The sequence below is a fragment of the Qipengyuania sp. ABI-127-1 genome (genome assembly GCA_022953095.1).
Lineage (GTDB): Bacteria > Pseudomonadota > Alphaproteobacteria > Sphingomonadales > Sphingomonadaceae > Qipengyuania.
The window spans coordinates 274804-287614 of the sequence record JALJCR010000003.1; the positions used below are offsets into that span (position 1 = coordinate 274804).

At 62.6% G+C, this 12811-nt stretch carries 10 protein-coding genes; 7 read left to right on the forward strand and 3 right to left on the reverse strand.

From position 1 onward, the window contains the following. Positions 1 to 2: 2 nt before the first annotated feature. From MUY37_RS14010 to MUY37_RS14020, 3 genes are read right to left on the reverse strand one after another with little or no spacing between them, the layout of a single operon-like run. Positions 3 to 194 carry a hypothetical protein gene (locus MUY37_RS14010; protein ID WP_499195980.1) on the reverse strand — a complete coding sequence of 64 codons (192 nt, stop codon included), beginning with the start codon at positions 192 to 194 and terminating at the stop codon, positions 3 to 5. Continuing rightward, the gene (locus MUY37_RS14015) at positions 194 to 1393 is read right to left on the reverse strand and encodes a TolC family protein (RefSeq protein ID WP_499195981.1); all 1200 of its coding nucleotides are present in this window, start codon (positions 1391 to 1393) and stop codon (positions 194 to 196) included. Before MUY37_RS14015 ends, MUY37_RS14010 begins: the two co-directional genes overlap by 1 nt. Before the next feature lie 48 nt (positions 1394 to 1441). Beyond that, positions 1442 to 1849, reverse strand: coding sequence for a hypothetical protein (locus MUY37_RS14020; RefSeq protein WP_499195982.1), 408 nt, complete (start codon positions 1847 to 1849; stop codon positions 1442 to 1444). 586 nt (positions 1850 to 2435) lie between these two features. Between MUY37_RS14020 and MUY37_RS14025 the strand changes: the two genes are divergently transcribed. From MUY37_RS14025 to MUY37_RS14055, 7 genes are all read left to right on the forward strand, one after another. Next, positions 2436 to 2747, forward strand: a complete 312-nt coding sequence (locus tag MUY37_RS14025; protein WP_499195983.1) for a hypothetical protein — start codon at positions 2436 to 2438, stop codon at positions 2745 to 2747. A gap of 435 nt (positions 2748 to 3182) precedes the next feature. After that, a complete protein-coding gene (locus tag MUY37_RS14030) occupies positions 3183 to 4832 on the forward strand; it encodes a bifunctional helix-turn-helix transcriptional regulator/alpha/beta hydrolase (protein WP_499195984.1) in 1650 nt (549 codons plus the stop codon). 179 nt (positions 4833 to 5011) lie between these two features. Next, complete coding sequence (locus MUY37_RS14035; RefSeq protein ID WP_499195985.1) at positions 5012 to 7948, forward strand: autotransporter outer membrane beta-barrel domain-containing protein; 2937 nt, start codon at positions 5012 to 5014, stop codon at positions 7946 to 7948. Positions 7949 to 8088: 140 nt separating this feature from the next. After that, positions 8089 to 9954 (forward strand): DUF294 nucleotidyltransferase-like domain-containing protein, encoded by a 1866-nt coding sequence (locus tag MUY37_RS14040; RefSeq protein ID WP_499195986.1) that lies wholly within the window; start codon positions 8089 to 8091, stop codon positions 9952 to 9954. Next, positions 9947 to 10621 carry an exonuclease domain-containing protein gene (locus MUY37_RS14045; RefSeq protein ID WP_499195987.1) on the forward strand — a complete coding sequence of 225 codons (675 nt, stop codon included), beginning with the start codon at positions 9947 to 9949 and terminating at the stop codon, positions 10619 to 10621. Before MUY37_RS14040 ends, MUY37_RS14045 begins: the two co-directional genes overlap by 8 nt. Before the next feature lie 116 nt (positions 10622 to 10737). Further along, complete coding sequence (locus MUY37_RS14050) at positions 10738 to 11016, forward strand: DUF4212 domain-containing protein (protein WP_115415901.1); 279 nt, start codon at positions 10738 to 10740, stop codon at positions 11014 to 11016. Between the two features lie 10 nt (positions 11017 to 11026). Continuing rightward, positions 11027 to 12802 carry a sodium:solute symporter family protein gene (locus tag MUY37_RS14055; protein ID WP_499195988.1) on the forward strand — a complete coding sequence of 592 codons (1776 nt, stop codon included), beginning with the start codon at positions 11027 to 11029 and terminating at the stop codon, positions 12800 to 12802. Positions 12803 to 12811: the final 9 nt, after the last annotated feature.

Genomic DNA, 12811 nt, shown 5'->3' on the forward strand with positions numbered 1-12811 from the left:
TATCAATGTTCGTGCGGCACGGATTCGTCGTGCGGCTCTTCCTCGGCGACGGGTTCGGCCACCGGCTCGGGCGCATCATTATCGTCGTCCATCACCGCCGTTTCGGTTTCGGCGGCATCCTCGCTCGCGGACTCGCCGCACGCGGCTAGGGCAAACATTGCCGGAATGGCGGCAAGCATCATCGTTTTCTTCATCAGTAAGTCCTTCCAATGGCTAGGTCGTATTCGACGGCCGCAAGGGCCGCACTGGTTGCGAGCGCGATCACCGACAGGTCGGCCTCGCGCGCGGCTTCGTAGGCGTCGAGGAGTTCCACGACGCCAATCTCTCCCGCCTGGTAGGCGGTTTCGGCAATGGTCCCGAGGCGTCCGGCATCTTCGCGCGCACCGGCGGCAGTCACGGCCGCATCGCGCGCGGCAGCAAGCCGCGCAGCAGCAGCATTCTGCTCCGCTTCAGCCCGGCGGCGGGCAATGAGAAGCTCGGATTCCAGCGCGGCGGCACGGGCCTCTTCACGCCGCACGGCAGCGGAACCCGAGTTCCACAACGGAACGGTGACGCCGACGGAAACGACGGGCCCATAGGCGGTGTCGATCCCATCATCCCGACGCAGCACGCCAGCGCCTACGGCAAGCTGCGGCAAGCGGGCCTGGTCGGCAGCGCGAACACGGTATTGCGCCGCCTCGATCCGGCGCTCGTCGGCGACAAGATCGGCTCGCTCACCCAGCTCCGCTGCGCTTGCAACACGCGTGATGGCTTCGCGTTCGACCTGCGGGTCCGCGATTCCGGTGAGCGATGCCAGCGCGGCGCAATCGGCAGCGACATCGCCGCGTGCCCGAGCCAGCTGCGCCTCGGCAGCCCGCCGTTCGACCCGCACTCGGCGCACGTCGTAAACGGCGGTATCGCCTGCCTCGGCGCGCGCTGTGGAGACCCGCTCTGCCTCGGCCAGTTCATCGGTATAGCGCTGCCAGACGTCGAACTGCGCGCTCGCAGCGGCGCATTGGACATAGGCTTGGCGCACTTCAGCCACGAGCACTTGGCGACGCCGCTTAATCTCGGCCTCCGTCGCAAGACCATCGGCGCGTGCAGCGTCGCGGAGCGATCCGCGCCGCCCGTTCAGATCGATGGGCTGGACGATGCCCAGCTGGTATTCGTTCTCACCGCCTGCGCCCTCGCGCGACAGCTCGACAATCGGATTGTCACGCGGGCCGATGGCGTCGATCTCAGCCGCCGAAGCCGCGCGTTCGGCATCGTCACGAGCGGAAATGCCCTGGCGCGCGAGGGCACGCTCGATCGCCGCATCTTCGTCGACAACGTTCTGCGTTTGCGCCGCAACGGGCATGGCGCACAACAGAATTGCAATGGGAATGGATGCATCGTGCATCCGCAATTTGGGCATGGATTCCTCCGCGTGAACTGACAGCCGGGCAGCCGCCCGGCAGGAACGTCAGATCGCGCGGGGTGGTCGCAAAAAGGAATCCGGGCGTGAAAGCACCCTGAGGCGAAGTTCCGTCAGACCTTCTGCGGAGCGGGCACCGATCACTGTCTTGACCGGAGAAATCTCCGGCAGCGGTATGTCTCCACTTACGGCGAAGGCTGGCTTGTGATCGTGCGTGAGATCGCCCGGCGCATCATCCTGCTCCGTCGGATCTTCGTCAGTCGGCGAATGTTCGTGAGCGTGGTCATCGTGGTGCGAATGCACCGCACCGACCGAACTCAGATCCTCATGCCCGCTCAAGTGCGCGCCCCACGCAGCACGCGGCACGATCAGCGCGCTTACGAGCAGGACGAGGGCGAGAAACCGGATCACATAGCTGCGATAACCGGCAGGGGCGTGTAACGCAATGTCGATCAATTCACTTGGTGCGCTAGTCGTCCGCTTTTGGAGTCTCAACGGCGATCCGCGAATGACTGGGATGGGGCGCAGAGCTGGCATCGAGTGATACTGTCTATCGTACGCGAAGCGCGTGCGCGGGAAATCGAGCTCAGTTTCCCCAGAAGAGTGGGGTATTGCTGGGGGTATTAGGCGCTGTCTGCGTCATATTAATACATTATTGCCAATAGCTTATCGTGGCAAAGTGAATCCCTCCTGCTCCGCCATTTCACCCTCCGCGCCGAAGACGGAAAGGCTGCGATCGGGTGAAAGTATCCCATATGGGATATTAAGCCCTCGCTCCCTGCCTGGTAGCCATCCTCACGCAGACAGCGCCGACGGGCGCTACTCGGTTCGAGATGGATGGGAAGCTGTGTTGCCCGGTGACGCGTCATATGCGCCGCAGCAATGCGCTGCGCTGGGATAAGGCGGGTTCTCCCCTTCATCGAGATCTTCGAAGCGTCATCGACGATCCGCGGCGCTTCGTTGCGCGGCGGCGGACCATCTCGCCCCTCCAGGTGCAGACCCGTCGCCGCTTCAGCATTCAACAAGCGAAAGGTCCGTTCACATGCGTATTCCAGTTATCGCCCTCTCGATCACGCTAGCAATCGGGACAATGCCTGCTTTCCTGGCGCCCCTCTCGGCTCAGCAATCCTCGACCGAGGTTGCCAAGGACGGTTCGTGCCCCACGGGTTTCAAGGCGAGCGGATCGTCCTGCAAGTCTTCGGGCAAGGTTGCGATCGTTCGGCTGGGGTCGTGCCCTACCGGCTTCAAGAGCTCGGGAAACTACTGCGTCGGTGGTAAGGGCGATTATGCAGAGGTGCGCGATGGATCGTGCCCCTCCGGTCTCAAATCCTCGGGCCGCTACTGCGTCAAGTAACCGCAATCCGAAGAACGCGGCGGGCAGCATCGTGCAGACACGGTGCTGCCCATTTTCCATGGCTGCGCCGATACGCAAGGCGCCGCACTAGGCCCTCGGCAGGATGCTTGGCGCGCCCTCTCAACGATAGGGCGGTTTCGCGGATCGATGGCGCGGCGGCCGTGTCGGTCGCCAACCCTTGTCTGCGTTCTCACGCAACCGTCCGGGACGGGGAGGGGCCGTTCGCGGATACGAACGGCCCCGGCGGGACGAATGATGACAAGCATCATCACGGGTCGCAACTGTGTCCCGCCAAGTAGAATGCCCGGCCAGTCCACCACTGTATAGGAGTGAGTTTTATTTGCGCGCATGTCCCAAATGGGACATTCCTGCATTGTTCGATCGCTCCTAGCTTTGCTTGCTGATCATCTCAGTCCAGCGGATCGCAACGCTCTTATGACTATCAAACTCAACTCGACCCAGCTCGAGGACGTGGTCGCACAGACCTATTCGGCAATCGCGCGCCCTGACCGTGTGATCGAATTGCTCGGGGCGGTTTCCCGGTTTCCCGAACGCAGTGCCGACAGCACCAATGCGCTCGAAACGCACCTCGCGAATGCAGCCAGCATCATCGATCAGATGTATCCGCTCAATGCGGACGATCTTGCTGCGCTGGATACGCAAGGCGATCGCGTGCCGGATAGCGATCTGGCAATGGATGCCTTGCAGCGGGTCGTTCACGTGAACAGCGCCGTCTTGGCCGACCCGGCTTTTATACCCGGCCAGTTCCTGCCCGAATGGGCGCTCGATGGCGTGGGCAGGGGGGTTCCGGAACGAGAATGCCTGCCACGCAACGAGACCCCGCGCCTGGTGCGCCTCCATTGTAGCGAGGACGACGCCGATGGTAGCTGGTTCATGGTTCGCCGCGAAGAGCTTGATGAAGGGCTGCGTTTTCATTTCTTCGCCGTTCGCATGCAGTGGGACGACCGCCACGGCCTGAGCTTTCAGGAGGCGCTAAGCCTTTCCGACGTGGAAACCATGCTTTTGCGCCATCTGGTTCGTGGAGGCACCCTGCGCGGTTTCGCCGATCGCCGAGATCGCTCGCTGGGTACGGTGCGCAATCAGATGAAGGTCCTGCAGCGCAAATTGGGTGTGCGTTCGAAAGAAGAGGTGCTGCTGCTTTATGCCGGTTTCGCGAGCACCATGGATGGGAGCGTCAACCGCACCAGCCCGGCGCCGCATGAATGCACCAACCTCCTTCATTCAGACGATGGCAGTATCGCATGGGAAGAGATGGGCGATCCACAGGGCAGGCCGGTGGTGTTCTTTCATCCGCTGGAAGGCGCGTTGATGCCGAACCGGGCCGAACGCGCTTTCCGACAGCACGGTTTGCGGATCATCGCCCCATGGCGCCCGTTTCACGGTGACACTTCCGGCGAAGGGTTCGGCCAGGACGGAATCGAATCCTTTGCAGCGAAGGTCAGCGGTTTGCTCGAACATCTCGGTGTGTCACGCGCCACGGCCTTCGCGACGCAGGCGGGCGCACCGTATATGATGGCCTGTATCAAGCGGTCGCCGACCATTTTCGATCGTGCGATCGGCGCAGGAGCATTCCTGCCGATCGGAACCGAAAGCGAAATGGGCCTGATCCCCGCCAGCCACCGAATGTCGATACGCGCCGTTCGTACCGCCCCCGCCATTGCCAGGATGTATCAGCGGGGCATGCTGGCCGCGATCGGCAGCGGGTCTTTCCACCGGTTCGTCGAGGACTTCTACGATGGGTATGAGCGCGAACTGGACGCCGTGCGGCATCCGGAACTGCTGAGCGTTTTCCGCCGTGCCGCCAGCTATTCCATAGCGAGCACGCTCGATGGTCCGATCGATACGATGCAGTTCTGGGCGAGCGACTGGTCTGAACTGTTTAGCGATATAAAGGTGCCGCTGTCGCTTGTGTATGGCACGCACGACGCGAACATGCCTCGTGTGCTGGTCGAAGCGGTCAGCGCTCGGCTCGGCCTACGGTGCGCCAGCTTTGTCGAGAATGCGGGCAGCTTTCTGCTGATGGATAGCCCCGAGGCGGTCGCACGGCTGCTGTCGGAACGGTAAGCGAAACCGCCTGGTATTTTGGCGGAGGTGACTCCCGGGGGGTAGCTTGATCCTGCCCGGCGCCGAGTGCGGCCCGCCCGACGCGTCCAAAGAGCTTTTCGTAATGTCCCATCTGGGACATGCCGTTGTATTTCCCGGCTCTTTATTCGGACCCCCAGTTTCCAAACCAGGGGTTATGCATGTCTGCCAAACGTATCTTTTCCGCAATCGCACTGTCTTCCGCGTCCTGTCTTGCACTTGCAAGTCCGGCCAAGGCGGTCACGGGAAACAGTCCGATCATCCAAGGTTTCCAGACCGCAGGTTCGATCTGCCGGATCAATTTCCGTTACACGGTCAGGGGATCCGAAAATGATCTCAATCAGAACGATCTCTTTCACGAGGTTCTGACCGATGCAAACGGCAACAACATCACCACCCCGCGGCTGCTGAGTGTTCTGACCAGCGGGAGCCGTTCGCGGGCCACGCAGATCGATCTGTCGTCTGCCGGATTGCGAGGGGGCGGCAGCGCGCCCTATGTCGCGATCTACGATACCGATGCGGCCGGTACGCGCGAGCAATTGGTCGGGCGCACCCAGGTGAACCTTGCGCAGATGGCCTCGGTACAGGGCGAATGTGCGGCAGTGGCGCAGAAGTTCGGCTATGCGGCAAATGCCGCGCCGGTTACCGAGGCCGGCGTGGATCAATCCGTCACCGCCGGATCGCAGGTAACGCTCGATGGCAGTGGAACCAGCGATCCCGATGGCGACACGCTGACCTATAGCTGGGCGCAGGTCTCCGGCCCGTCGGTTGCCATCAGCAACGCCAATCAGGCGGTGGCCCAGGTCCAGACCCAGGCCGGTCCTTCGGCGACATATGTTTTCGAACTGACGGCAACAGACCCGAGTGGTGCGTCGAGCAGCGATCGGGTGACTATCCAGACCCTTGGGCAGGGTGGCGTGGTCGTACCCGTAAACAGCCCGCCTGTCGCCGATGCCGGGCCGGATGCCACTATCGATCCCGGGGCGACGCTGGTTGGGTTGGACGCTACCGGGTCCAGCGACCCCGATGGTGACACGCTGAGTTTTCAGTGGACCCAGCTTTCCGGACCGAACGTGACTTTGCGCAATTCCAATCGTGCCAGCGCCACCTTCACCGCACCTTCCGGAAGCGCTGCGCAGCAGCAGCTCGTTTTCCAGGTCACCGTAACCGATCCGGGCGGGCTATCTGCCACGGATACAGTGACTTATACCGTTCGCGGCAATCGCGCTCCGGTGGCTGATGCCGGTGGCGACAGGACGGTTGAAGGCGGCACCGCCGTCACGCTGGATGCCACGAGTTCTTCGGATCCCGACGGCGACACGTTAAGCTACAGCTTTCGCCAGACGGGCGGGCCGAGCGTCACCTTGACCGGTGCCAACACCGCCACGCCAAGCTTCACGGCCCCTCTCGGCACGCCGACCGCACAGACACTGACCTTTGAAGTCACCGTGGACGATGGGCTAGAAACGGCGACGGACAGCGTGGTTGTCACGGTGTCGCCAAACAGTGCGCCAAACGCCGATGCAGGCGCGGATATCGGACCCGTCGACGAAGGGAAATTGGTGACCTTGAACGGGTCGGCATCGAGCGACCCCGATGGCGATACGGTCAGCTATAGCTGGAGGCAGATCTCCGGCCCATCCGTGGTACTGGCCGGTCGCACCAGCGCCCAAGCCAGCTTCACCGCGCCCAGCGTTAACGGCACGCAGGATCTGGTCTTCGAACTGACGGTCGATGACGGTCAGCGGCAGTCGACCGATCGGGTGCGCGTGAGTGTGCAGGAACGCGGTTCGATCACCATCGTTCAAAGGGTGATCGGCGATGACGTGACGGTTGGGTATTCAAGCAATGTTCCCGGCCTTGCCGCCCAACTGACCACATCGAACGGTATCGGAAAAATCACCGCCACCGATGTCAGCGCCGGCAATTACAGCTTCAGCGTGGATGATCTGCGTGTGCAGGGCTATGCCCTGACGGCTCTCACCTGTTCGGATACCGACAGTATCGTGACCAGCGGCGGTGGCTCGGGTTCGGTGGCGATCGCTCTGTCTCCGGGCGAAAGCCTGACCTGCACCGTGACGCTGGCCGATACGCGCAGCGCCGCGCAGCGGGCGATCGGCGAATTCATCGGCGGGCGTAACGCCCTGCTGCTCGCCAACCAGCCGAATTTCCAGCGTCGTCTGGACCGGGTGAAGGGTCGGCAGGCTGCCGGTGGCAGCGCGATGATCGGTCAGGTTCCGGTTCCCGGAAGCGGCAACCTGCCGGCGCAGATCAATGTCACGCGGTCGAGCAAGAGCTTGTCGACCAGCCTGGCCATGGCGCAATCCGCGTTGGGTGGCCCCGATGGCGGGGGCAAGCTCGACATCTGGTTCGAGGGTTCGCTGGCGGATGTCTCGCTAGGCAACAATCGGGGCGAGTTCGCATTGGGCTATTTCGGGATCGATTATCTGGTTGGGGACGGCCTCCTGATCGGTGCGCTGGCGCAATTCGATCGCTTCGAGAGCGACGATGCGCTGGCGACCGGGCAGAGCGAAGGCGATGGGTGGATGGTCGGCCCATATCTCACCGCCCGGCTTGCACCGCGCTTCTACCTCGATGCGCGCATTGCTTTCGGAGGATCGGATAACAGCGTTTCGCCGCTCGGCACCTATGTCGACGGGTACGAGACCGACCGTATCCTCGCCAGCGCGTCTGCGATTGGCGATCTGGATCTGGGCGATGGCTTCACCTTGTGGCCCGAACTCGGTGTCCGGTATATCCGCGAGGATATCGACGGCTATGTCGATACGCTGGGCGTGGCAGTGCCCGATGCGGTGATCGATCAGGGTGAACTCGCGCTCAGTCCGCGGCTGGATTACCGCTCGATCTCGCAACAGGGGTGGGTTTTCGCACCTTACGCCGAGTTCGAAGGTGTGCTGACTTTCGGTGCCGACGCCTTCTCGGCGGTCGATAACGGTCTGCGCGGCCGGGGCGCGCTGGGGCTCGACATCGCCTCGCCGGGCGGCCTGCGGTTCGGCGTTTCGGGCTTCTACGACGGCATAGGAGAAGACGGTTTCGAGGCCGCTGGTGTGACGGCGACCGTATCGCTTTCATTCTGATCGCTGCCCTACAATCCGTCTCAAGGGGCGCCGTGAGCCATGCTTGCGGCGCCCCTTCTTTCTGGCCTTCCTGCATGCCGGGATGAGAATAAGACGAAGGTCGATGCGACTTGAAACCGGATCGGTGCTAGGTTTCGCGCATGGCCAGCGAACCCCGCGACATCGAAGCCTTCCTTCGCGCCACTGCGCCGTTCGATCGCCTCGATGCGGAACAGATCGCCCCCATCGCGCGCGCGGTGATGGTGCGGTATTTCCGGGGAGGCGAGACGATCCTGGAAGCGGGTTCGCACAATGACTGGCTGTATATCGTCCGTTCGGGCGCGGTAGAGCTTCGTTTGGCGGGCGAAGAACTGACCGCGCGCATCGGCAGCGGGGGTATCTTCGCTTTCCCTTCCCTGCTGCGCGGAGGCGAGGTGAGAAACGAGGCCCGCGCTATCGAGGATGCGCTGGTTTACCTCTTGCCTGCCGCCGAATTCCATCGCTTGCGCGAGGCATCGGCGCGGATTCGCCAGTTCTTCGCCGAAAGCGAAGGCGAACGCATCGGGAATGCCGTTCGCGAACTCAAGCTCAAGCGTTCGGGCATTCTGGAAGAAACACCGATCGGTGCGCTGGTCCGCCACCGCACAACGGTGTCCTGCGGGCCGCAGACATCGATCGAGGCCGCGGCGCGGCTGATGAGCGATCGCGATGTCAGCACGCTGGCGATATGCGACGATGACGGGCGCTTGCAGGGAATTTTTACCGACAAGGATCTGCGCAATCGCGTAGTGGCCATGGGCCATGGTCTCGACCGGCCCGTTGATGAGGTGATGACGCCCAATCCGCGAACCCTGCCGGAAAGCGCCAGCATATCGGAAGCCATGGCGATCATGGCGGCAGGCGGATTCCGGCACATTCCCACCATAGCTCCCGATGGGGAGCTTGGCGCAATCCTCAGCGCGACCGATATCCTTGCCCATCTCGGTGACAGCGCGATCGATACCGGCATGCTGGTTGCCAAGGCCGCCGAACCGCAGGCGCTGATTGCCGCCGCGCGGCGGATCCCGGAAGGGTTTGCACGAATGCAGGCCGGGGGCTTCCATGCCGATCATACGATGCGCTTCACCTCGGCGCTGGGCGAAGCGGTGCATCGCCGAGCCGCCGAACTGGCAGAAGCGGAGCTTGGTCCGCCCCCCGTCCCCTACGCCCTCATGGTGTTCGGTTCGCTCGCCCGGGGTGAACAACTGGTCGGATCTGACCAGGATAACGGGCTGGTCATCGATGATGCCGTCGATGATGCCGGAAGGCGCTATTTCGAGGCTTTGGGCACCCGTATCTCGGATCTGCTGGACCAGGCCGGTTTCGTCTATTGCAGGGGCGGGATCATGGCGAAGAATGCCGAGCAGCGCCTGACCGCAAGCGAATGGCGTACCCGCTATGCGCGCTGGATTCACGATCCCGATGAAGACCGGATTTTGCGCGCCACCATCTTCTTCGACATGCGCGCCGTCCATGGCAAGGTGGACCTAGAGCACAGTGTGCGCAGCGAGGTTCTCGCCCAGGCGCGGGCCAATCCCCTGTTCCTCAGCTATCTGGCACGCGATGCGCAGCGCAGCCGGGTTCCCCTGGGCATTTTCCGCAATCTCGTGCTGGAAAAGGCGGCCGATGGGCATAAGGTTTTCGATGCCAAGGCGCAGGCCATCCTGCCGGTGATCGACATTGCCCGCACATTCGCGCTGGCGGAGGGAATCGACGCTGTAGGCACGCTTGAACGGCTCGAAGCGCTTGCCGGAAGCGGCAAGATGGCGCGGGGCGATGCGGAAAGCCTCAAGGATGCTTTCCTGCTCGTCAACGAACTGCGCATTTCCCACCAGGCCGGACAGATCAGGTCGGGGACGGAACCGGACAACGAAATTGCACCCGATGCCCTGTCTCCGCTGGAACGCGCCTATTTGAAGGATGCTTTCTCGGTCATCAGGGCGGGTCTCGAATCGCTACGGCGCAATCTGGCAGGCGGCATTGCGTGAACGGTTCGGCAGGTGGCGTTTCGAACGCGGGCTCAAATCCTGCCGCGCGGCGGACATCGACCTGTTGCGAACCTATGCCGACGCCGAATGGCCATCGCGCGATGCGCCCATGGACGAAGCGCGGCTCATCGCACTCGATTTCGAACTCGATGGGCTGGGGCCGCGTGCCCATGTCCTCCAGGCCGGCTGGCTCCCCTTCACGACCCGCGGCATCGAGATCGGCGGCGCGTGTTCAATCGATGTGCGCAGTATGCGACGGCTCGATGCGGATGCAGTCACGGTGCACGGCATCGGGGAGCAGCGGGCGCAATCGGGTGAGGCTCTGCAGGATGTCGCAAGTCGGTTTCTCCGTGATCTGGCGGGGCGAGTGGTCGTGGCCCACGGGGCTTCGATCGAAATCGAGGTGATCCGCCGGATCTCGAAGGCGCTGTTCGGCGTCGCGATTCCGGTACGCTCCATCTGCACATTGGCGCTGGAACGGCGGCTGAGCCCCAACCGGATCGGCAATGACGGCTATCGGCTCGCCGCCGCACGCAGACGTTACAATCTGCCCGATTATCAGCAACATGATGCTCTGTCCGATGCCCTGGCGGCGGGCGAACTGTTCCTGGCCCAGCTAACCCGCATGACGCCTGCGCCGCGTCTGGGTTCGCTCGAAGCCTGGTAGCCGCTTGCCCCATTAGACTTATGTCGCGCTCGTTCTCGCGCGGCCATACCCATAGCCTGCTTGCGCGACGCTCCCGAATCTGCGGGCGCTCGAAAACGATATGGAAGGGGGAGGCGATGGCCGACGAAAGCGAAGTCCACGAAACCAGCGAGGCGGAGGGCGCCTACTGGCGCGACAATATCCGATTGCTGGTCAGCCTGATGGCGATCTGGTTCGCCTGTTCCTTTGGCGCGGGGATCCTGCTGCGCGACTGGCTCGATCAGTTCATGCTCGGCGGATACCCGCTCGGCTTCTGGTTCGCCCAGCAAGGCTCGATCTACATCTTCATCGCACTCATCGTCTTCTACGTCGTCCGGATGAAGAAGCTCGAGCGCAAATACGATCTCGACGATTGAGGAGGCGATCATGGATACACAGACCCTGATCTATATTTTCGTCGGAATCAGCTTTGCGCTGTATATCGGCATCGCGATCTGGTCGCGCGCCGGGTCGACGAAGGAATTCTACGTTGCCGGCGGCGGGGTCAACCCGGTCGTCAACGGCATGGCAACGGCGGCTGACTGGATGAGCGCCGCCAGCTTCATTTCGATGGCGGGCCTGATCGCTTTCCTCGGCTATGATGCATCGGTCTATCTGATGGGCTGGACCGGCGGCTATGTGCTGCTGGCGCTGCTGCTGGCGCCCTATCTGCGCAAGTTCGGCCAGTTTACCGTGCCCGATTTCATCGGCACGCGGTACTATTCCAAGGCCGCGCGCGTGGTGGCGGTGATTTGCCTGATTTTCATCAGCTTCACTTACATCGCGGGCCAGATGCGCGGCGTGGGGATCGTCTTCAGCCGCTTTCTCGACGTGCCGATCACGCTGGGCGTCATCATCGGCATGGCAATCGTCTTCGTCTATGCCGTGCTCGGCGGGATGAAGGGCATCACCTATACGCAGGTGGCGCAATATTGCGTGCTGATATTCGCCTATATGGTTCCGGCCTTCTTCCTGAGCTTCATGATAACCGGCAATCCAATCCCGCAGATCGGGCTGGGTTCCACGGTGAACGATGGGTCGGGGCTGTATGTGTTGCAGAAACTCAATCTGGTGCTCACCGATCTGGGCTTCGGGCAATATACCGACGGGTCGAAGAGCATGATCGATGTGTTCTGCATCACGCTGGCGCTGATGGTCGGTACGGCGGGGCTCCCGCATGTGATCGTGCGGTTCTTCACCGTGCCCAAGGCATCCGATGCCCGCAAATCGGCCGGCTGGGCGCTGGTGTTCATCGCGCTGCTTTACACCACTGCTCCGGCCGTCGGTGCCTTCGCCCGCCTCAACTTCATCGATACGGTGAACGAGACGAGCTATTCCGAGGCGCCCGGCTGGTTCAAGAACTGGGAACGCAATGATCTGATCGCTTTCTACGACAAGAACGAAGACGGTGTGATGCAGTATCGCAGCGGAGATTCGATCATCGGTGCCCCCAGCTATGCCGAAACGACGGCGGCTGCGGGTCAGCGCGCGCTCAACAACGAACCCGACATGACCAGCGAAAACGAGGTCTATGTCGATCGTGACATCATGGTGCTGGCCAATCCGGAAATCGGCAATCTGCCGGGCTGGGTGATCGCGCTTGTCGCAGCGGGCGGCCTTGCGGCGGCCTTGTCCACGGCGGCAGGACTGCTGCTGGTGATATCGAGTTCGGTCAGTCACGATTTGCTCAAATCGACCTTCAAGCCGAACATTTCGGAGAAGGGCGAGTTGTTGGCGGCGCGTGTCGCGGCGACGGCGGCGATCGTGGTTGCGGGCTATCTCGGCATCTATCCGCCGGGATGGGTGGCGCAGGTGGTCGCCTTCGCCTTCGGTCTGGCTGCGGCCAGCCTGTTCCCGGCCATCTTCATGGGCATTTTCTCGAAATCCATGAACAAGGAAGGGGCGATTGCGGGCATGGTGACGGGCCTGGCCTTCACCTTCGGCTACATCTTCTACTTCAAGCTGGCGAACCCGGCGGCGAATGTGGCGGAGAACTGGCTCTTCGGCGTATCGCCCGAAGGGATCGGCGTGGTCGGCATGGTGCTGAACTTCGCCGTCGCGATCGCGGTGTCGAAGGTAACGGCGAGCCCGCCAATGGAAATCCGCAAGCTGGTGGATTCGATCCGCGTGCCGCGCGGTGCGGGTGATGCCCACGCGCACTAGGCTCGGGCC